Below are 21477 nucleotides of genomic sequence, written 5' to 3'. Positions count from 1 at the left end.
TGAAATCATGTTAGTATCACGAAAATGGTTAGAACAATATGTGGATTTAAACAATATAGAAACAAATGACTTAGCTGAAACAATTACTAAAAGTGGGCTTGAAGTTGAACAAGTGCACGGGCCGGCTTTAGCTCATGAAAAAGTAGTCGTAGGCTATGTCAAAGAGTGTGAACAACATCCAAATGCAGATAAATTAAATGTATGCCAAGTAGACGTAGGTGAAGAGGAGTTAGCACAAATCGTTTGTGGAGCACCGAATGTGGCAAAAGGTCAGCATGTTGTTGTTGCAAAACCTGGAGCGCGTTTACCAGGTGGATTTAAAATTAAAAAAGCTAAACTACGTGGTGAAGCATCTGAAGGTATGATTTGCTCATTACAAGAGTTAGGGATCGATGAAAAATACGTGCAAGATGAATTCAAAGAAGGTATTTATGTCTTCCAAGAAGATGTTAAAGCAGGAGAACCAGCTTGTCCTATACTAAACCTTGATGATGAGATTATTGAAATTGAATTAACGGCTAATCGTTCAGATTGTTTAAGCATGTTTGGAATGGCTTACGAAGTTTCAGCTGTTTACAATAAAGACATCAATTTACCAAATCCTGAAGTTCAAATCTCTAATGAGGCTTCAAGTGACTATATTTCGGTAAAAATTGAAGATGAAAAAGCTAACCCATATTACGGAGCTTGGATCATTAAAAATGTAACAGTTAAGTCATCTCCATCATGGTTACAGAACCGTTTAATCAGTGCAGGCATCCGTCCAATCAATAATGTGGTAGATGTGACAAACTACGTATTATTAGAATATGGTCAACCTCTACACGCTTTTGATTATGATCGTTTTGGTTCTAAAGAAGTCGTGACTCGTTTGGCCAAAGATGGTGAAACGATAAAAACTTTAGATGGGGAAGAACGTACATTAACTTCTGATCACCTTGTCATTACAAATGGAAAAGAAGCTCATGCCATTGCTGGTGTAATGGGTGGAGAAGAGTCAGAAGTTCAGGATGATACAACGACGATTTTACTTGAAGCGGCTTATTTTGATCCAGGTGTCGTTCGCCAAGGCTCTAAAGATCACGGCCTTCGCAGTGAAGCGAGCGTTCGCTTTGAAAAAGGATTAGACATTACGCGCGTAAAAGAAGCGGCAACTCGTGCAGCAGAGCTTTTATCTGAATTAGGTAACGGAACTGTTTTAGGGGAATTAGAGGAAGAAGGATCAACTGATTATACTCCTGAAGTTGTTAAGTTCACTCAAGATGAAATCAATAAGAAAATTGGAACAGACATTTCAACAAATGAAATGAAGAGTATTATTGAGCGTTTGCGTTTTGATGTAGAAGTAGATGGTAACTCATTCACAGTAACTGTTCCTCCACGTCGAAATGATATTTCAATCAAAGAGGATATGGTTGAAGAAATTGCTCGTTTGTATGGATATGACAATATTCCATATACATTACCAATTGGATCAGCTCACAAAGGTGGCTTAACGAGACGCCAAAAATTAATTCGAGAAACACAAGACTATTTACAAAAAGCAGGCCTTAATGAATCATTAACTTATTCTTTAACTAAAGAAGATTGGGCAACTAAGTTTGTCAGTCCAGAAATCAAATCAATGAATACTGAGCCGATTAACTTAGCTTTACCAATGACTGACTTGCATAGCCACTTGCGTTTAAGCGCTATTCCTGAGCTATTATCAAGCGTTCAGTATAATGTTGCTCGTAATCAATATAATGTAGCATTATATGAAATTGGTTCTGTCTATCTGCAAAAAGAAAAAGGCTCTCAGCCTGAAGAAAACTTACGCGTATCAGGAGCTGTTACTGGCCTTTGGGAAAATCATCCTTGGCAAGGTGAAAAGCTTGAAGTCGACTTCTTTGTCATTAAAGGTATTTTAGAGGGAATGTGTGAACACTTATTAGGTAGAAATGTTGAGTTTGAAAAGGCTGATTTGGATGATATGCATCCAGGTCGAACGGCTGTCGTGAAATTAGATAATGAAGTGATTGGATATGTCGGCCAAGTTCATCCAATGGTCCAAAAAGGTTACGACTTACAAGAAACATATGTATTTGACTTAAATTTAGATCAGCTTTTAGATCAAGCTAATGCTAGTGAAAAATATCGTGCAATTACTAAATACCCAGCAATTGCTCAAGACTTAGCATTTGTTGTAGATCGTGACGTTCCAGCTAAACAATTAGAAGATGCGATTCTTCAACAAGGTCAACCTTACTTAGAAACGGTTCGAGTTTTTGACGTTTATCAAGGTGAGCATATGGAAGAAGGTAAAAAATCAATCGCGTTTAACTTAGTATTCCAAAATGATGAACGCACACTTAAAGATGAAGAGATTGAAGAGGCAAGAAATACAATTGTGAAATACATTGAAGATAACTTTAATGCAGTCCTTCGTGGATAATAGAAACCCCAGCTACAAGAAATATTGTAGCTGGGGATTTTAATTATCTAGCCTTCTTCGTATTAGCAAAATGAACTTTGGCTATTTGATCTAAGAACGGTTCTCCTTTTGACTTAACTATACGCTTAATTTGCTGGTCGACAATTTTAGAAGCGCCTTTTTGTAAATCAAAACCTACTAATTTTGAAAGTTTGTTCATCTCACTTAAAAATCTATACCTTGCAATCATAGATGCAGCAGCTACTGGAATGGAATAACTTTCAGCCTTAGTCATAAACGATAAGTCTTGACGCGGCGTGCTTCGAGTTGCTTTCACATGTTTAAAGAAAATTTCTGGTTCACAGAATTGGTCGACTAAAATACCTTCGTAATCAGCTTTACCCTCTGATTTTTTTATTATATTCTCAATTGCATGATGGTGCATCCATGCTTTCATTCGACCTTGTGTCCAGCCTTTGCGTTGAAGCTGATTGTATTTTTCATTGTTTAATGTTAGTGAACTATAAATGATATCAGTTTGCAAGACATCTTTTACGATTTTCCTAATAGTTGGATCTTTCAAGGTTTTTGAATCTTTAACCCCTAATTCACGTAGTAGTTCTTGCTGCCTTTCAGTAGCATAGACCGCAGCCACAGTAATTGGACCAAAATAGTCACCTGTTCCTGCTTCATCTGAACCGATATGAGCTTGGTCTAAGAAATTAGGTTTTGCTTTGCTTTTTGATTGTTCTTTTGACTTACCGCTTACCTCTCCCCATTTAGCTGCTTCATCAGCATGAGTGTCCCCTTGAAACATCACTTTTCCTGATTCATATGCTGTGATTTTACAACCATTAATAGTTGCGACCATAACCGAATAGGGAGGTTTCTTTGATGAACGGTAAGGTGTATAATAATTAACAAGTTTCTTCATTTTTTGTTTATCTAATTTAATAACACTTTGTCCCATATTTGTTTCTCCTTTAACCTTATTATTATCAGTATACATTGTGTTAAAACTATGAATCCACCATAATCTACTTTCCTAATCATGTAAAAACGTGTTACTATATGGATTAGAAATGTATTTGAGGAGGACTCGTGATGTCAGAGTCGGGAAAAAATAGAATCACAGTCGAAATAAGTAATCGAAAATTTACTGTAGTAGGAGAAGAATCCGCTGAACACATAAAAATGGTTGCAAGCTTAGTGGATCAAAAAATGGATGAAATCCGCTATGCTAAACCTTCTTTAGATACATCACAACTAGCTGTACTCACTGCACTTAATACCATGAGCGACTACCTAAAACTAAAAGAAGAATACAACGCAATGGTACAGAAAGAAAGGAAGAATAACAGAAGATAAAATGGTTAGCTTAATATTACTTATACTACTCATATTAGGATTTTTAATAGGATTAAAAAGAGGTTTTATATTACAGTTTTTACACCTTACTGGATTTATTACCGCTTTTATTATTGCGTTACTTTATTTTAAAGAATTAGCTTCAAGATTAGAACTATGGATTCCTTACCCTGACATGACAGACGTTTACTTTTGGGGAGCTGTTTTTAATTCGGATGCATTAGAAGGTGCTTTTTATCACGGGATTGCCTTTTTTGCAATCTTCTTTGTGGTGAAAATCATTATGCAAATAATTGCTAACTTACTAGATTTCGTTGCTCACCTGCCAATATTACATAGTGTCAATAATTTATTAGGTGCAATATTTGGTGTAGTTGAAATGTATGTAATTTTATTTGTATTATTATTCTTTGCTTCATTAATTCCAGTAGACATCGTACAAGAATCACTGAATCAGTCCGTACTTGCTAGTTTTATTATTGAAAAAACACCAATATTTTCTGAGCAATTAAAAGAAAAATGGTTTACAAACTTAGAATAAGTAACAAGGGGTTAACTCAGTTAGAGTTCAACCTCTTTTCTTTGTAATTTAATAAGATTTTAACTCATGGATTAAGTTATAAAAGAGGTGGGTATTTATGGATAAAAACCAAGTAATTAGACATTTAGAGAATATCGCAACTTATTTAGAGTTAAAAGGTGAAAATGCATTTAAAACTTCTGCTTATCGGAAGGCAGCTCAAGCTCTCGAGAGGGACGATCGTTCTCTTAATGAAATAGATGATTTTGGTGCGCTTAATGGGATTGGTAAAGGTACCAAAGCGGTTATTGAAGAATTTATTAATCATGGCGAGACTGAAACATTAAATACTCTAGCAGAAGAAGTGCCTAAGGGGTTAATTCCTCTATTAAAGATACAAGGTCTAGGCGGTAAAAAGTTATCTCGATTATATCAAGAATTAGGGGTAATTGATGAAGCTACTCTTCGAAAAGCATGTGAAAATGGTGAAGTAGAAGCCATGAGTGGATTTGGTAAAAAATCTGTTGAAAAGATTGTAAAGGCTCTGGACGATGCTAATACTAGACCAGAAAGGTTACCAGTATCTTATGTCATCCCAATAAAAGAAGCAATAGAAGCTCAGCTAAAATCACTTGAAGGTGTGTTAGACTTCTCTGTTGCTGGGAGTTTAAGACGCCTTAAGGAAACCGTGAAAGATATAGATTTTATTGTAGCCACAACAACGCCAGAAAAAGTTGCAGACCAGTTAGTTGAGTTACCTTCTGTAAAAGAAGTAGTCTCTAAAGGTTCAACTAAAGTAACAGTTGTTGTAAGCGATGATTGGGATATTTCTGTTGATTTCAGGTTAATTGAGCCTGAGCATTTTGTAACAACATTACACCATTTTACAGGTTCAAAAGACCACAACGTTGAAATGCGTCGTTTAGCAAAAGAAAAAGGTTATAAAATTAGTGAATATGGCATTCAACATAGTGAAACAGAAGAAAATCATACATTTAAAACTGAAGAAGAATTCTTTAATTTCTTAGATTTACCCTATCTGCCTCCTGAAATTCGTGAATCTGGTGAAGAAGTCTCCATAAATGAATTACCAGAGTTAGTTGAACTATCACAAATTCGTGGTGATGTTCACATGCACACGACTTGGAGTGATGGGGCACAATCAATTGATGAAATGATTGAAAAAGCTGTTGAAAAAGGCTATGAATTTATTGCCATTACCGATCACTCTAAATTCTTAAGAGTCGCAAACGGATTAAATGAAAAAAGGTTACGGGAGCAAAAAGAAAAGATACGTGAATGGAATGAGAAGTACTCTGAAATTACAGTTTTATCAGGGATAGAAATGGATATTTTACCAGATGGCAACCTGGATTATGAAGAGGACTTTCTCAAAGAATTAGATTTCGTTATTGCGTCGATTCATTCAAGTTTCAATCAAAGTGAAGAAAAAATTATGAGTCGCCTTAAACGAGCACTTGAATGTCCATATGTAGATATGATTGCTCACCCAACAGGGCGCTTAATTGGAAAACGTAATGGATATCCAGTAAACTATGAGCAATTCATCGATTTAGCAGTAGAAACTAAAACTATTATTGAACTTAATGCTAATCCTAATCGATTGGATTTAGAGTGGGACTGGCTAAGAGTAGCTCAAGATAAAGGTGCTTATATTGCTATTAATACAGATGCTCACAATTATAAAATGTTAGACGATATGAAAATTGGAGTTCAAGCTGCAAAAAAAGGTTTTATAAAAAAGGACTCTGTAATTAACACATGGAGTATTGATAAATTACTTCATTTTTTAAAACAAAAAAAAGGTGATTAACGTGAACGATAAAATACTGAATCAATTAGAATTTATGAAAGTTAAAGAATGGCTAAAAGATCATGCTGCTACTAGTTTAGGTAAAGAAAAAGCTATGAAACTTTTTCCATCTACCAATTTGGATGAAGTCACCCATTGGCAGGATGAAACTGACGAGGCAGTGTCTATTCTTAGATTAAAAGGTAACATTCCTTTAGGCGGTATTTCTGATATTCGCCCAGCCATCAAACGTGCCAGCATCGGTGGGATTTTGTCTGCTACTGAGTTATTAGACATTTCCAATACGTTATATGGTGCTAAACAATTAAGACGTTTTATAGAAGGTTTAGAGGATATTGAGTTGCCTCATTTTTATGATTATATGGAACAACTTATGCCTTTAAATCAACTTGAACAATCCATTAAAAGTTGCATTGATGAATATGGACATGTCATGGATGGTGCTTCAAGTAAATTAAGAACAATTCGTAGCCAAATTCGCTCTTATGAGGGCAGTGTCCGGGATAAATTAGATCAATACACTAAATCAAAAAGTAATATGTTATCAGATGCGATTGTAACGATTCGAAATGAGCGTTATGTTTTACCTGTTAAACACGAATATCGTTCGGCTTTTGGGGGTATTGTGCATGATCAATCTTCATCTGGACAAACACTCTTTATAGAGCCTCAATCAGTAGTGGATATAAATAATAAGCTATTAGAAGCTCGTGTCGAAGAAGAACAAGAAGTAGAAAAGATATTACGTGAATTATCCAGTTTAGTACAAATTGATGCCGAGGTATTAAGACATAATGTCGATGTTTTACAACAGGTTGACTTTATTGTTGCAAAAGGTAAGCTGTCTCATCAGATTAAAGCGGCCAAGCCTAAGATGAACCAGGATGGTTATATCAATATGCGACAAGCACGTCATCCTTTAATTTCAGATGATGAAGTCGTTAGTAATGATGTTGAGATTGGAAAAGAATATACGGCTATAGTAATCACTGGACCAAACACAGGTGGTAAAACTGTTACTTTAAAAATGGTTGGTTTATGCACGCTTATGGCTCAATCAGGCTTACAAGTTCCTGCACAAGATGGTTGTGAACTTGCTGTATTTGATTTTGTGTTTGCGGATATCGGAGATGAACAGTCGATTGAACAAAGCCTGAGTACATTTTCATCTCATATGAGTAATATTGTAAATATCTTAAACGACGTTAATGAAAATTCTTTAGTGCTTTTTGATGAACTAGGAGCAGGGACAGATCCTCAAGAAGGTGCGGGTCTTGCAATGGCTATTTTAGACTATGTTGTTGAAAAGCAATCACGAGTTATTGCAACCACTCACTATCCAGAACTAAAAGCATATGGCTATAACCGTGAGGAAGTCATTAATGCTTCAGTTGAGTTTGATGTTACAACTTTACAGCCAACTTACCGTTTATTATTAGGAGTGCCAGGACGCAGTAATGCTTTTGATATTTCAAAAAGGTTAGGATTAAACCAGGATGTAATTGATCAAGCAAAATCAATGGTTAATGAAGATTCACGTTCCGTTGAAAATATGATTGCTTCACTTGAACAATCAAGAAAAAGTGCAGAAGAACGATTTGAAGAAGCGGATGAATTATTAGAGGAATCCAAGGCTATTTATGATTCTTTAAGTAATGAATATGAAAAATATTTGGCTAATAAAGAAAAACATATGGAAAAAGCTCGAGAAAAAGCTTCTAAGGTTCTGGAAAAGGCGGAATCAGAAGCAGAAGAAATTTTAAAAGAAATTAGAGAACTAAGAGATCATACAAGTGTAAAAGAACACCACTTTATCGATGCTAAAAAGAAGCTGTCAGACCAAAAAGAAACCTTAGGTACTAAAGTAAAAGACAAACAAAAGCCGAATAAAGCCATAAAACAACAAGATTTCTTACCTGGGGATGAAGTGCATGTTTTATCCTTTAATCAAAATGGTCACATCGTTGAAAAAATTAGTGATAAAGAATATGAAGTTCAATTAGGAATATTAAAGATGAAAGTACCTGTCAATCAGTTAGAATTTATTAAACGCCCTGATCAATTAAAGACTAAACCTATGGCAATGGTTAAAGGTAGCCAGCATCACGTAAAACCAGAACTTGACCTACGTGGTGAACGCTATGAAGATGCCATCCAGAAACTTGAGAAATATTTAGATGAAGCTTTATTAGCGAATTATCATCAAGTGTCGATTATTCATGGAAAGGGAACTGGTGCTTTAATGAAAGGTGTTCAAGAGTTTGCAAAAGGACATAGAGCAGTTAAGAATTATAAATTTGGTCATGCCAATGAAGGTGGAACTGGGGTCACTATTTTAGAGTTAAAATAGTCTAATTCATCGTGTAGATGAATAAATATTAGAGAGGGTAATAAAATAATGGAAACCTTAGCAAAAGTATTAATAGTCGTGGCTATAATATTTGTGGTTGTAGGTATATTCTTCTTACTTAATAGTTAATTTGAAGCAGCTCATATAGCATTCATCAGCCCACGGAATGTTATGTTGAGCTGCTTTTTTAACTTTGGCACTATTAAATCATGAAAATGATAAGAAGTGTGTTCTTCTAAGAAAAACGAAAGGCGGCAACTCCTGGTCGACTAAAAAGCGGCCACGTCCTGTGGCCAACGTCGACACTTGACCGTCCAGGTCTTCGCGGGAACAGTACGAGCCGAAAATCACGGTAGGTGTACCTGCGTCTACTAGTAATGCTTCGCAGTAAGCTTCCTCGGTACAAAGGTGCAATGAAGCGAATTCATTGATGTACCTTAGTTGAGGCCGTGCCCGCGGAAAGCGTCCGCCTGTAGCGATTCGCAGAATCAACAACAAATTTTAATATAGCATAAATGTTTTGAAAACCTCGCTTTTTAGGATAAAAGTATGTGAAGAAATAAGGCTTTTTGACAGGTTGTTTTTGTCTGATAATTAAAATAATTATTTTAATTTTGTCAGAATGTTGTTTATAATAAAAAGTAATACAAATTAAAGGAGGCTGTTATTTAATGGGGGTAGAATTATCAAAACCATGGTTTAAGCACTATCCAGAGGAAGTGCCAAAAACGATTGAGTATGACAACAGACCTTTACACGATGTCCTTGAAGACACTGCAACTAATTACCCAGATAAAGTCGCTATTCACTTTTTAGGAAAAGAGCTGACTTATCAAGAGGTTTATGATTCGGCTAAAAAATTTGCAAGTTATCTTCAAGATTTAGGACTAGAAAAAGGTGATCGTGTTGCAATTATGTTGCCAAACACACCACAATCCGTTATTGCGTACTATGGTGCTTTATTAGGTGGAGGAATCGTTGTTCAAACCAATCCACTATACACCGAAAGGGAATTAGAATATCAATTAAAAGACTCAGGTGCCAAATTCTTAGTCTGTTTAGATATTTTATTACCACGCGCTACAAATGTTAAAGACCAGACAGATGTCAAAGACATTATTGTAACCGGTATCAAAGATTATCTCCCGTTTCCCAAGAACTTAATTTATCCATTTATTCAAAAACGTGAATATAACATCGTTGTAAAACCAGAGCATGGTGGAGGCACACATCTATGGACGAAGATGTTAGATGAAGCAAGTGGACAATATGAGAAGCATGATATTGACCCGCTCGAAGACTTAGCATTATTACAATATACTGGAGGTACAACAGGTTATCCAAAAGGGGTTATGTTAACTCACCGTAACTTAGTTGCAAACACTCAGATGTCATCTAAATGGATATTTAGAGCTGAATACGGTAAAGAAACAGTATTAGGCATTTTACCATTCTTCCATGTTTATGGTATGACTGCCGTGATGAACTTATCAGTTATGATGGCTCAAAAAATGATCCTTGTACCAAAGTTTGATGTGGATACTGTATTAAAATTAATCGATAAACAGAAACCGACACTATTTCCAGGGGCACCAACAATTTATATTGGATTATTAAATCACCCTAAAATCTCAAACTATGACCTATCATCAATCGAAGCCTGCTTAAGTGGTTCAGCTCCATTACCAGTAGAAGTTCAGCAACAATTCGAGAAAGTTACTGGTGGTAAGTTAGTTGAAGGTTATGGGTTAACTGAATCTTCTCCGGTTACACACTCTAACTTAATTTATGAAAACCGACGTGCCGGCACAATTGGGTTACCTTGGCCAGATACAGATTCTAAAGTATTTAAACCAGAAACATTAGAAGAAATGCCTGTTGGTGAAGTTGGGGAAATTGCAGTAAAAGGACCTCAAATTATGAAAGGCTATTGGAATCGTCCAGAAGAAACAGCCAATACCATTAAAGACGGCTGGCTGCTAACTGGTGATATGGGATATATGGATGAAGATGGTTATTTCTATGTCGTTGACCGTAAGAAAGACATGATCATTGCAGGTGGCTTTAATATCTATCCTCGTGAAGTAGAAGAAGTACTTTATGAACATGAGGCTATTTCTGAAGCAGTTGTTGCTGGTATTCCAGACCCATACAGAGGAGAGACTGTTAAAGCGTATATTGTATTAAAAGATGGTAAAAGTTTAACAGAAGAAGAGTTAGATCAATATTGTCGTGAGAATTTAGCTGCTTTTAAGGTTCCAAAATTATATGAATTTAGAAAAGAATTACCTAAAACAGCAGTTGGAAAAATTCTTCGTCGTAAGTTAGTTGATGAAGAGAAAGAAAAAATGAAATCTGAAGAGGCTAATCAGTCTTAGTGAGTTGACAGGATAACGTTTAACTTATATTATGATATATGAATGACCATTCATTCAGTCAGGGAGTCAATTGCTATGAAGAACAATAAACCAAAGTATAAAAAAATAATCGACGCAGCAGTAGAAGTTATTGCTGAAAATGGTTATCATTCTTCACAAGTTTCAAAGATTGCTAAACGAGCTGGTGTTGCTGATGGTACGATCTATTTATACTTCAAAAACAAAGAAGACATTTTAGTCTCTGTTTTTCAGGAAAAAATGGGTCAGTTCATTGAACGGATAGAAAATGTTATAATGGAAAATGATTCAGCTGACGAGAAGCTTTATGCTTTAATTAAAATGCATTTTCGTCAACTATCAGAAGATCCTCATTTAGCCATTGTAACCCAGCTCGAATTAAGGCAGTCTAAAAAGCAACTAAGAATGGAAATTAATGAAGTATTAAAGCGATACTTAGCTGTCGTCGATCAAATTTTAAAAGATGGAATGGAAGATGGAACTTTTCATTCACATTTAAATGTTAAGCTGGTTCGACAAGTTATATTCGGAACACTAGATGAAATCGTCACGAACTGGGTTATGAAAGAACAACGTTATGATCTAGTTGATCAAGCTAAAGAAGTACACTTTGTTATTTCTAATGGTCTAAAAAAACACCAAACCTAAGGAGTTGTCTTGATGGAACATCTTTCGTGGAAAAAAGAAGGTAACATCGCCACAATCACTATTGATAGTCCACCAGCTAATGCATTATCATCTGGTATTTTGAAAGATTTATCATCTGTACTAGATGACTTGGATCGTGATTCATCTGTAAAAACCATTGTGCTTAAGGGGCAAGGTAAATTCTTCTCTGCTGGTGCAGACATAAAAGAATTTACTTCATTCCAACTTGAAAGCGATTTCGCAGGATTAGCAAAAAAGGGACAAGATTTATTTAATCGTATTGAAAACTATCATGTCCCAGTCATTGCTTCTATTCATGGAGCCGCATTAGGTGGAGGCTTAGAGCTTGCTATGGCCTGCCATGTTCGTATTGTAACGAAATCAAGTAAACTAGGTTTGCCTGAGCTGAACTTAGGTATTGTTCCTGGTTTTGCTGGTTCTCAGCGCTTACCTCGCTATGTAGGTATGCCAAAAGCCTATGAAATGCTTTTAACAGGTGAACCGATTAGTGGTGAAGAAGCGAAGCAATACGGCTTAGCCAATCATGCTGTTGAAGATGATCAATTAGAAAGTTTCACTATGAATCTAGCAAACAAATTTGCTAGTAAAAGTGGTCCTTCAATTCATGCCATTATGAAGCTTTTACCATATGCACAAACATCTCAATTTGATGCAGGTTCAAAACAGGAAAACATAGCATTTGGTAAAGTATTTGGTAACGATGATGCCAAAGAAGGTATTCAGGCATTTATTGAAAAACGTAAGCCTAATTTTAATGATCAATAGATATTAATAAGGAGGTAATCCTAATGAACATTTATGTTCTAATGAAGAAAACATTTGATACAGAAGAGAAGATTCAAATTAATGGGGGAGTTATTGAGGAAGATGGTGCTGAATTCATCATTAATCCTTATGATGAATATGCCATTGAAGAAGCAATTAAATTACGTGATGAGCACGACGGTGAAGTTACAGTTGTGACTGTTGGTGATGAAGAATCTGAAAAACAGCTTCGTACAGCATTAGCAATGGGGGCTGACAAAGCCGTTCTTATTAATACTGAAGATGATTTAGAAGAAGGAGACCAGTATACTACGGTTCGAATTCTAGAAGCTTATTTTGAAGATAAAGATGTTGACATTATTTTAGCCGGTAACGTTGCAATCGATGAAGCTAGTGGTCAAGTAGGTCCTAGACTTGCAGACAAATTGGATATGCCATATGTGACAACAATTACAGAATTAAACATTGACGGTGACACAGTAAATATTACACGTGATGTTGAGGGTGATGAAGAGAAAATTGAAACTTCTTTACCGCTACTAGTGACTTGTCAGCAAGGTTTAAACGAACCACGTTATCCTTCTTTACCAGGTATCATGAAAGCGAAAAAGAAACCGCTTGAAGAATTAGAAATTGATGATCTTGATTTAGATGAAGATGATGTAGAAGCGAAAACAGAAACAGTTGAAGTTTTCCTTCCACCTGAAAAAGAAGCTGGTAAAGTGTTAGAAGGCGAAACAGATGAACAAGTGAAAGAACTTGTATCGTTATTAAAAACAGAAGCAAAAGTACTTTAATCTGATACTTTATAAGATTATTTAAGACCAAAAAGTTTTTTTACACTTTAAGAAAGTTTAACTTTGTTAAAGGATTAAAGTATGTGAAAAACTAAGGCTTTCGCCATTAGGACTTGGCGATAAGCCAAGTTTTTCTCACAGGTGTAGAAAGGAGAATTTTACAATGACAAAATTATTAGCATTTGCAGAAATAAAAGACGGAGACATTCGTAATGTTTCGTTCGAAACAATAGCAGCTGCGCGCCAGATTGATGAAGGTGCAGAAGTAGTTGCTGTTGTATTTGGAAATAAGAACGTTGAAGAAGCAGCTAACCAAATGATTCAATATGGTGCTGATCGTGCAGTAACAGTTACACATGATAATTTAGAAAATTATACTTCTGATGGATATACTCAAGCAGCAATGGCTGTTATTGAGCAGGAAAATCCTGATGGAATGGTGATGGGTCACACTTCTGCTGGTAAGGATTTATCACCACGTATTGCGAGCAAATTAGACAGTGGTCTTGTGTCAGATATCACAGCAATTGATGGTGAAGACTTCGTAAGACCAATCTATTCAGGTAAAGCTTTTGAGAAGAAATCTATTAAAGATGGTAAGAAATTCATCACTATTCGCCCGAATAACATTGCTCCGCTAGATCAAGACGAGAGCCGTTCTGGCGATGTAGCTTCTCTAGATGTTGAAATTAAAGATATTCGTACAATAATTAAAGAAGTAGTACGCAAAGCATCTGATGGTGTAGATTTATCAGAAGCAAATATAATTGTAGCTGGTGGTCGTGGAGTTAAGAGTGAAGAAGGTTTCGAACCACTTCATGAACTAGCTGATGTATTAGGCGCTGCTGTTGGTGCTTCACGCGGTGCATGTGATGCAGGTTATTGTGACTATTCACTTCAGATTGGTCAAACTGGTAAAGTTGTAACACCTGATTTATATATAGCATGTGGTATTTCTGGTGCTATTCAACACTTAGCTGGTATGTCGAACTCAAAAGTAATTGTTGCGATTAATAAAGACCCAGAAGCGAACATTTTTAATGTTGCTGACTACGGTATTGTTGGTGATTTATTCGATGTGGTACCTAAGCTAACTGAAGAACTTAAGGCTATTCAAGTTAAATAATCAATTAAATGAGTTCTTTATCTAAAATGGGTAAAGAGCTCATTATTTTTTATACAACCCATTCCCATAAGAACAAGAAAATGCAATTAAGAATAATGATAAGCAAAGTATTGGAAAAGATAAGATTTAGCATGATATATTAATGATACACTTGAAATTGAGGAGGATCATAATTTATGGCTATTGTAAATGCAAGTGACCAAACTTTTAATGAAGAAGTATCTGATGGTCTAGTATTAGTAGATTTCTGGGCAGCATGGTGTGGCCCATGTAAGATGATTGCACCTGTATTAGAAGAACTTGATGGTGAAATGAACGATCAGGTTAAAATCGTTAAATTAGATGTTGATGAAAACCAAGAAACAGCACAAAAATATGGTGTTATGAGTATTCCTACGTTAATCTTATTTAAAGATGGGGAGAAAGTTGACCAGGCTATGGGCTTCCAACCAAAAGATGCCCTACAACAATTCGTACAAAAACATGCATAAATAACTGAAGAGCTAACTGTGGGTTAGCTCTTCTTTTTATGTGGTAACAGGATCATGGTAAACTATAGGTATAATGCAACTCGAGGTGTAAATTATGGGAGATCAAATTAGAGAAAAATTAGCAATTTTACCTGATAAACCTGGTTGTTACTTAATGAAGAGTAAAAAGGGCGAGGTCATATATGTAGGTAAATCTAAAAAGCTTAAAAATCGTGTTCGTTCTTACTTTACAGGTGCCAATGATTTGAAGACACAAAGGCTTGTAAACGAAATTGAAGATTTTGAGTATATTGTCACTTCCTCTGAAATGGAAGCATTAATTTTAGAGATGAATCTCATTAAAAAATATGACCCTAAATACAATGTCATGTTAAAAGATGATAAAAGCTATCCTTTTCTTAAAATAACTAATGAGGAACATCCAAGATTAATTGTGACTAGAAAAGTAAAAAAAGATAAAGGTAAATATTTCGGTCCATACACCAATGTATATTCTGCCAGGGAGACGAAAAAATTACTCGATCGCCTATATCCATTACGAAAATGTAATGTCATGCCAAAAAGAGTGTGTTTATACTATCATATTAATCAATGTTTAGGACCATGCGAATATCCAGTAAGTCGTGAAACGAACAATCAACTTGTACAAAAAATTACATCATTTTTAAGTGGTGGGCACCGAGAGATTAAAGAAGAGTTAAATGAAAAAATGCATCAATTTGCTGAGAATTTGGATTTTGAAAAGGCTAAAGAATACCGAGATATGATTGAGCATATTGAGAGTGTAATGGAAAAGCAGAAGATGGACCTTCAGGATTTAACAGATCGTGATGTGTTTGGTTTTGCCTTTGATAAAGGGTGGATGTGTGTTCAGGTATTCTTTATTCGCCAAGGTAAATTAATCGAACGAGATATATCTTTATTTCCCTTTTATAATGATGCCAATGAGTCCTTTATAAGCTTTATAGCACGGTTCTATCAACATTCTAATCATATTAAGCCGAAAGAACTTTATTTACCTGTAGGTACAGATAAGGAATTAATATCTAAAGCCCTGGATTTAAAAGCTAAAACGCCATTGAGAGGTAAGAAGAAAGATTTAGTAGAGTTAGCAATGGAGAATGCACAAATAGCCCTTCAAGAAAAGTTCTCATTAATTGAACAAGATGAAGAGCGGACCATTAAAGCGGTCGAACGATTAGGTGAAATCCTTAATATTGAAACTCCTCACCGCATAGAAGCATTTGATAACTCTAATATACAAGGTACTAATCCAGTTTCAGCAATGGTGACTTTTATAGATGGGAAACCAAAGAAAAATGACTATAGAAAATACAAAATTAAAACAGTTGAATCACCAGATGACTATGAAACGATGCGAGAGGTCGTAAGAAGACGTTATACTCGTTTGTTAAAAGAAGCTCAGCCTTTACCTGATTTAATTATGGTTGATGGTTCTAAGGGGCAAATGTCTGCTGCAAAAGAGGTATTAGAGGATGAACTTGGATTAGATATTCCTATTTGTGGATTAGCTAAAGATGATAAGCATAAAACGAGTGAGCTACTCTATGGAGATCCACCAGAAACAGTTCTTTTGAAAAGAAATGAACAATCGTTTTATTTAATTCAGCGAATACAAGATGAGGTTCACCGATTTGCTATTTCGTTCCATCGACAATTAAGAGGTAAAAGTGCCATTCAATCTAGCCTTGATGAAATTGAAGGTATTGGCCCAAAAAGAAAACGACTTCTTATTCAACATTTTGGTTCGATTGATCAGATCAAACAAGCCAGTACAGAAGATATGGCGAAGTTAGGTATTCCTACACATATAGCGGAAAACATTCAAAACTATTTTTTGAATGAAAATGATGAAGGTGAGGAAACTAATTCCTAGTATCACTTATTGTTGAATATTGTTGAAAAAGGCATGATTATTGGTAAGGTTTTCTTGACGCTTTAATTGGTTAGAAGTACAATATTACATGTCATGTTTACTTTTTTATGATGTTAAATCGAAAGTACACTTTACACAAAACGAGGGGGGTAACACATGGCGGAAAACCGTGAGTTTTTTAATCGTAGGTTACATTCTTTACTAGGTGTCATACCTGTAGGGCTTTTCTTAATGCAGCATTTAGTTGTCAACCACTTTTCTACATATGGTCCAGAGACATTCAACGCTGCTGCACACTTCATGGAAAGTCTTCCGCTGCGTTTGTTTTTAGAGATTTTTGTGATTTATATACCTCTAATATTCCACGCGGTTTATGGCGTATATATTGCGTTTACGGCATCGCCTAACAGCTTTAAGTTCGGATATTTCCGTAACTGGATGTTTGTTTTACAACGTATCACAGGCGTCATTACATTAATTTTCGTTGTATGGCACGTATGGGAAACACGTTTAGCAGCTTTAATTTATGATACTGAAATTACCTTTGATTTAATGGCTACAATTTTATCTAGTCCTTTCATGTTCTGGTTCTATGTTGTAGGTGTTATTTCAACAGTATTCCACTTTGCTAACGGCTTATGGTCATTTGCTGTGACTTGGGGTATTACAGTTACACCAAGATCTCAAGTGATTATGACTTACGTAACAATTGCTATTTTTGCTATTTTCACTTACATGGGAATCGCATCACTAATCGCATTTACATCTTAATATGATGAATTCGGAATGATAAGGGAGTGAAACAACATAATGAGTAGTAACAAAAATGTCGTAATAGTTGGCGGTGGATTAGCTGGTCTTATGGCAGCGATTGAAGTTGCTCAAGCTGGCGTTCACGTCGATTTAATCTCACTTGTTCCGGTTAAACGTTCTCACTCCGTTTGCGCTCAGGGTGGTATTAACGGTGCCGTTAATACAAAAGGTGAAGGGGATTCACCTTGGGAACACTTTGACGATACGGTATATGGAGGAGACTTCTTAGCGAACCAACCTCCAGTCAAAGATATGTGTGAAAAAGCTCCTGGTATTATTCACATGTTAGAACGTATGGGAGTTATGTTTAACCGTACACCTGAGGGTCTATTGGATTTCCGTCGTTTTGGTGGTACACAACACCACCGTACAGCGTTTGCTGGTGCAACGACAGGACAGCAATTACTTTATGCTTTAGACGAACAAGTACGTCGTCAAGAAGCAAACGGTTTAGTTACTAAATATGAAGGTTGGGAGTTTATCTCAGCTATTCTTGATGATGACGGTCGCTCACGCGGTATTATTGCCCAAGATCTAAGTTCTCATGAAATGAGAGCATTTAAAGCTGATGCAGTAATCATTGCTACTGGTGGTCCAGGTATTATCTTTGGTAAATCAACAAACTCTGTTATTAATACAGGGTCTGCTGCATCAAGACTTTATCAACAGGGTGCGGCATATGCGAATGGTGAGTTTATTCAAATTCACCCGACTGCCATCCCTGGTGATGACAAGCTTCGCTTAATGAGTGAATCTGCTCGTGGTGAAGGTGGACGTGTTTGGACTTATAAAGATGGTAAGCCTTGGTACTTCTTAGAAGAGAAATATCCAGCTTACGGTAACTTAGTTCCACGTGACATAGCAACACGAGAAATCTTTGATGTATGTGTAAATCAGAAACTAGGTATTAATGGTGAAAACATGGTGTACCTAGATTTATCACACAAAGATCCTAAAGAGTTAGATGTTAAATTAGGTGGAATTATCGAAATTTATGAGAAATTCGTAGGTGAAGATCCACGTAAAGTACCAATGAAAATTTTCCCTGCTGTTCACTACTCTATGGGTGGACTTTGGGTAGATTATGATCAAATGACTAATATTCCGGGTGTATTTGCAGCCGGTGAAGTGGATTACACCATTCATGGTGGTAACCGCTTAGGGGCCAACTCATTACTATCATGTATTTATGGTGGTATGGTTGCTGGACCGAATGCAGTTAAGTATGCTGACGGATTAGACGAATTAGCAGAAGATCAGTCGGATTCTCTATTTGAAGGTAAACTTAAAGAAGAACAAGAGAAGTTTGAAAATCTTATGAATATGACTTCTGGCAGTGAAAATCCATTTAAACTTCACCGCGAATTAGGTGAATGGATGACTGATAACGTTACAGTTGTACGTGAAAACGAAAAACTTAAGAAAACAGATGAGAAGATTGTTGAGTTAATGGAACGTTGGAAAGACATTAACCTAGCTGATACATCAAGATGGAGTAACCAGAGTGTCATGTTCACTCGTCAGTTACAAGATATGTTACAACTTGCACGTGTAGTGACAATCGGAGCATACAACCGTAATGAGAGTCGTGGAGCTCACTATAAACCTGAGTTTCCAGACCGTAATGATGAAGAGTGGTTGAAAACAACGAAAGCAGTATTCAACCCTGAAAAGAACGGTCCAGATATTACTTATGAGGAAGTCGATACATCATTGATCGAGCCTCGTAAACGTGATTACTCTAAAACAAAGTAAAAGGGGGTAAAACTGATGGCGGAAGGAAACCAAACAATTAAACTTATTGTTCAGCGTCAAGATAGCCCTGATTCTCAACCTTATAATGAGGAGTTTGAAATCCCTCATCGTAAAAATATGAACGTAATTTCAGCTTTAATGGAAATTAGACGTAACCCTGTTAACGCAAAGGGTGAAGAAACAACTCCAGTTCATTGGGAGATGGGTTGTTTAGAAGAAGTTTGTGGCGCTTGTTCAATGAACATTAATGGAAAACCTAGACAGTCTTGTACGGCACTTGTTGATCAATTAGAACAGCCTATTCGTTTAGAACCTATGGATACATTTCCTGTAATCCGTGACTTAGCTGTCGATCGTAGCCGTATGTTTGACTCGTTGAAGAAGGTTAAAGCGTGGACACCAATTGATGGTACACACGATTTAGGTCCTGGGGAAAGAATGCCTGAAAGTAAGCGTCAATGGGCATACGAATTATCTAAATGTATGACATGTGGTGTGTGTTTAGAAGCTTGTCCAAATGTTAATAGTAAATCTAACTTTATTGGGCCTGCAGCACTATCACAAGTACGTTTACACAACTCTACTCCAAACGGCTCAATGCACAAAGCTGAGCGTATGGATGCAGTATCAGGCGACGGTGGACTACAAAATTGTGGTAACTCACAAAACTGTGTTCAAGCTTGTCCGAAAGGGATTCCTCTTACGACTTCAATTGCTGCACTTAACCGTGAAGCTACAGTTCAATCATTTAAGAGCTTTTTCGGTAGTGATTATAACTACTAATTTTAATGACCATACCAAGGGACTGACTGACATGTCGGTCCCTTATTTTAAAAACAAAAATGAATGAATATTCAGTATAAATTGGAGGACTAGCATATGAGATTACCAAATTATATAAAAGATTTAGAACAGTGGAAGTCGGAGTTTTCGTTTTATACACCTATAGAGATTCGATTTTCAGAGACAGATATGTTTGGACATATGAATAACGTATCACCGTTTATTTATTTTGAAGAAGCAAGAATTAAATTCTTAAGTCATTTACAATTGTTCGGTTCGTTAAAAACTGATACAGACAAAGTACCTGTAGTTGGAGACTTACAATGTGACTTTTTCAAACAATTATATTTCGGAGATACAATTAAACTACATGTAAAAGCTGCAGACATCGGTAAAAGTTCTTTAGATATTCACTATATGGGAATAGATCAGAAAGATGATATTTGTATAAGTGGTCGTGGGAAAATTGTTCAAATTAACCCTAAAACAGGTAAGTCAGTGCCTTTTAGTGATGAACAATTAACTAAATTAAATAAGTAATGCAAACTTCTAATAAGTAGACGAATGTTTGAACCAAATTAGGGTTAATTACATAAACTATCATGACTAAGTAATTCCTCATATAGAACAAGTAGCTCACTCTTTAACAGAGGAGGGGTTACCGTTTGGATAGCAAAAAATATCGTCCTACCAATATATTGACAAAAAGAGAAAGAGAAGTTTTTGAATTGCTTGTGCAAGATAAAACAACAAAGGAAATAGCAGAACAGTTATTTATTTCTGAAAAGACTGTGCGTAATCATATCTCAAACACCATTCAAAAATTACAAGTGAAGGGGCGTTCTCAAGCCGTAGTCGAACTCATACGTCTTGGGGAAATTCAATTGTAAGATGAGCCGGCTGTGCAAATAGCCGGTTCTTTTTAAACATTTATCGACTGAATATGTCACAATATACTTGAATTTTTCTGATAAAAGATTGAAAATGGTTACATAGGACTTTTTTGAGGAGGAAATGCTGTGCAATCGACGACTGATGCAAAAACAATTGCCGAACTTGAAAAAAGTATTCGATACATATCACATATTATAAAACAACGTGGACGCGAAATTTTAGATCATTATCCAATTACACCACCCCAATTTGTAGCTTTACAATGGCTAAGAGATTCTGGAGATTTAACAATTGGCGAGCTCTCTAAAAAAATGTATTTAGCATTTAGTACGACAACTGATTTAGTTGATCGAATGGAGAAAAATGAACTAATTGAACGAGTAAGAGACCCAAAAGATCGACGGGTTGTACGAATACATTTATTAGAAAAGGGTAAAGAAATAATACATGAAGTTGTTGAAAAACGACAGCTTTATTTACGTGAAGTTTTAGAGTCATTCTCTTCTGATCAGATTCATTCATTGCATATACTCATGTCTAAGCTATTTGATGAAATGAAGTCCCATGAAGAAATGGCTAAACATCAAACAAAAGAAGGAGAATAAA

The 21477-nt window shown here is 35.9% G+C and carries 19 protein-coding genes; 18 read left to right on the top strand and 1 reads right to left on the bottom strand.

Annotated features, from left to right (window positions below; genetic code table 11):
- Positions 1-7 precede the first annotated feature (7 nt).
- Positions 8-2434 carry a phenylalanine--tRNA ligase subunit beta gene (gene pheT, locus E3U55_RS00905; RefSeq protein WP_134338441.1) on the top strand — a complete coding sequence of 809 codons (2427 nt, stop codon included), beginning with the start codon at positions 8-10 and terminating at the stop codon, positions 2432-2434.
- 43 nt (positions 2435-2477) lie between these two features.
- Here pheT and rnhC read toward each other — a convergent pair whose 3' ends face one another.
- Positions 2478-3383: a ribonuclease HIII gene (rnhC, locus tag E3U55_RS00900; RefSeq protein ID WP_134338440.1), complete on the bottom strand. Its 906-nt coding sequence runs from the start codon at positions 3381-3383 to the stop codon at positions 2478-2480.
- A 134-nt stretch (positions 3384-3517) separates the two neighbouring features.
- On the opposite strand from rnhC, the gene zapA reads away from it, so the two are divergent.
- From zapA to E3U55_RS00815, 17 genes are all read left to right on the top strand, one after another.
- The gene (gene zapA, locus E3U55_RS00895; protein WP_134338439.1) at positions 3518-3781 is read left to right on the top strand and encodes a cell division protein ZapA; all 264 of its coding nucleotides are present in this window, start codon (positions 3518-3520) and stop codon (positions 3779-3781) included.
- Position 3782: 1 nt separating this feature from the next.
- Positions 3783-4322 (top strand): CvpA family protein, encoded by a 540-nt coding sequence (locus tag E3U55_RS00890; protein WP_134338438.1) that lies wholly within the window; start codon positions 3783-3785, stop codon positions 4320-4322.
- 97 nt (positions 4323-4419) lie between these two features.
- On the top strand, positions 4420-6135 hold the full coding sequence (gene polX / locus E3U55_RS00885; protein WP_134338437.1) for a DNA polymerase/3'-5' exonuclease PolX: 1716 nt from the start codon (positions 4420-4422) through the stop codon (positions 6133-6135).
- Between the two features lies 1 nt (position 6136).
- A complete protein-coding gene (locus E3U55_RS00880; RefSeq protein ID WP_134338436.1) occupies positions 6137-8485 on the top strand; it encodes an endonuclease MutS2 in 2349 nt (782 codons plus the stop codon).
- A gap of 671 nt (positions 8486-9156) precedes the next feature.
- Positions 9157-10863: a long-chain-fatty-acid--CoA ligase gene (locus E3U55_RS00875; protein ID WP_134338435.1), complete on the top strand. Its 1707-nt coding sequence runs from the start codon at positions 9157-9159 to the stop codon at positions 10861-10863.
- A 75-nt stretch (positions 10864-10938) separates the two neighbouring features.
- The gene (locus E3U55_RS00870; protein ID WP_134338434.1) at positions 10939-11529 is read left to right on the top strand and encodes a TetR/AcrR family transcriptional regulator; all 591 of its coding nucleotides are present in this window, start codon (positions 10939-10941) and stop codon (positions 11527-11529) included.
- Between the two features lie 12 nt (positions 11530-11541).
- Positions 11542-12315 carry an enoyl-CoA hydratase gene (locus E3U55_RS00865; RefSeq protein WP_134338433.1) on the top strand — a complete coding sequence of 258 codons (774 nt, stop codon included), beginning with the start codon at positions 11542-11544 and terminating at the stop codon, positions 12313-12315.
- A 23-nt stretch (positions 12316-12338) separates the two neighbouring features.
- On the top strand, positions 12339-13112 hold the full coding sequence (locus E3U55_RS00860; protein ID WP_134338432.1) for an electron transfer flavoprotein subunit beta/FixA family protein: 774 nt from the start codon (positions 12339-12341) through the stop codon (positions 13110-13112).
- 163 nt (positions 13113-13275) lie between these two features.
- Entirely contained in the window at positions 13276-14238 is a 963-nt protein-coding gene (locus E3U55_RS00855; RefSeq protein ID WP_134338431.1) for an electron transfer flavoprotein subunit alpha/FixB family protein, read from the top strand.
- Between the two features lie 176 nt (positions 14239-14414).
- Positions 14415-14729, top strand: a complete 315-nt coding sequence (trxA, locus tag E3U55_RS00850) for a thioredoxin (protein WP_134338430.1) — start codon at positions 14415-14417, stop codon at positions 14727-14729.
- Between the two features lie 94 nt (positions 14730-14823).
- Positions 14824-16626, top strand: coding sequence for an excinuclease ABC subunit UvrC (gene uvrC / locus E3U55_RS00845; protein ID WP_134338429.1), 1803 nt, complete (start codon positions 14824-14826; stop codon positions 16624-16626).
- A 156-nt stretch (positions 16627-16782) separates the two neighbouring features.
- Positions 16783-17397: a succinate dehydrogenase cytochrome b558 subunit gene (locus tag E3U55_RS00840; RefSeq protein ID WP_134338428.1), complete on the top strand. Its 615-nt coding sequence runs from the start codon at positions 16783-16785 to the stop codon at positions 17395-17397.
- A gap of 39 nt (positions 17398-17436) precedes the next feature.
- Positions 17437-19194 (top strand): succinate dehydrogenase flavoprotein subunit, encoded by a 1758-nt coding sequence (sdhA, locus tag E3U55_RS00835; protein ID WP_134338427.1) that lies wholly within the window; start codon positions 17437-17439, stop codon positions 19192-19194.
- A 15-nt stretch (positions 19195-19209) separates the two neighbouring features.
- A complete protein-coding gene (sdhB, locus tag E3U55_RS00830; RefSeq protein ID WP_134338426.1) occupies positions 19210-19977 on the top strand; it encodes a succinate dehydrogenase iron-sulfur subunit in 768 nt (255 codons plus the stop codon).
- A gap of 96 nt (positions 19978-20073) precedes the next feature.
- Entirely contained in the window at positions 20074-20517 is a 444-nt protein-coding gene (locus tag E3U55_RS00825) for an acyl-CoA thioesterase (RefSeq protein WP_134338425.1), read from the top strand.
- Between the two features lie 125 nt (positions 20518-20642).
- The gene (locus E3U55_RS00820; RefSeq protein ID WP_091774439.1) at positions 20643-20867 is read left to right on the top strand and encodes a helix-turn-helix domain-containing protein; all 225 of its coding nucleotides are present in this window, start codon (positions 20643-20645) and stop codon (positions 20865-20867) included.
- A 129-nt stretch (positions 20868-20996) separates the two neighbouring features.
- Positions 20997-21476, top strand: a complete 480-nt coding sequence (locus E3U55_RS00815; RefSeq protein WP_134338424.1) for a MarR family winged helix-turn-helix transcriptional regulator — start codon at positions 20997-20999, stop codon at positions 21474-21476.
- The last annotated feature ends 1 nt before the right edge of the window (position 21477 follow it).

It is taken from the genome of Filobacillus milosensis (genome assembly GCF_004402015.1).
GTDB classification, from domain to species: Bacteria; Bacillota; Bacilli; order Bacillales; family Alkalibacillaceae; genus Filobacillus; species Filobacillus milosensis.
This window is presented reverse-complemented; position numbering and strand designations above follow the sequence as displayed.

Excerpts from the sequence above, each read along its gene's own strand:
- sdhB (WP_134338426.1), top strand. The coding sequence starts at position 19,210 with ATGGCGGAAGGAAACCAAACAATTAAACTTATTGTTCAGCGTCAAGAT.
- polX (WP_134338437.1), top strand. The coding sequence starts at position 4,420 with ATGGATAAAAACCAAGTAATTAGACATTTAGAGAATATCGCAACTTAT.
- uvrC (WP_134338429.1), top strand. The coding sequence starts at position 14,824 with ATGGGAGATCAAATTAGAGAAAAATTAGCAATTTTACCTGATAAACCT.
- trxA (WP_134338430.1), top strand. The coding sequence starts at position 14,415 with ATGGCTATTGTAAATGCAAGTGACCAAACTTTTAATGAAGAAGTATCT.
- E3U55_RS00875 (WP_134338435.1), top strand. The coding sequence starts at position 9,157 with ATGGGGGTAGAATTATCAAAACCATGGTTTAAGCACTATCCAGAGGAA.
- pheT (WP_134338441.1), top strand. The coding sequence starts at position 8 with ATGTTAGTATCACGAAAATGGTTAGAACAATATGTGGATTTAAACAAT.
- zapA (WP_134338439.1), top strand. The coding sequence starts at position 3,518 with ATGTCAGAGTCGGGAAAAAATAGAATCACAGTCGAAATAAGTAATCGA.
- E3U55_RS00860 (WP_134338432.1), top strand. The coding sequence starts at position 12,339 with ATGAACATTTATGTTCTAATGAAGAAAACATTTGATACAGAAGAGAAG.
- sdhA (WP_134338427.1), top strand. The coding sequence starts at position 17,437 with ATGAGTAGTAACAAAAATGTCGTAATAGTTGGCGGTGGATTAGCTGGT.
- rnhC (WP_134338440.1), bottom strand. The coding sequence starts at position 3,383 with ATGGGACAAAGTGTTATTAAATTAGATAAACAAAAAATGAAGAAACTT.
- E3U55_RS00825 (WP_134338425.1), top strand. The coding sequence starts at position 20,074 with ATGAGATTACCAAATTATATAAAAGATTTAGAACAGTGGAAGTCGGAG.
- E3U55_RS00855 (WP_134338431.1), top strand. The coding sequence starts at position 13,276 with ATGACAAAATTATTAGCATTTGCAGAAATAAAAGACGGAGACATTCGT.
- E3U55_RS00865 (WP_134338433.1), top strand. The coding sequence starts at position 11,542 with ATGGAACATCTTTCGTGGAAAAAAGAAGGTAACATCGCCACAATCACT.
- E3U55_RS00840 (WP_134338428.1), top strand. The coding sequence starts at position 16,783 with ATGGCGGAAAACCGTGAGTTTTTTAATCGTAGGTTACATTCTTTACTA.
- E3U55_RS00890 (WP_134338438.1), top strand. The coding sequence starts at position 3,783 with ATGGTTAGCTTAATATTACTTATACTACTCATATTAGGATTTTTAATA.
- E3U55_RS00870 (WP_134338434.1), top strand. The coding sequence starts at position 10,939 with ATGAAGAACAATAAACCAAAGTATAAAAAAATAATCGACGCAGCAGTA.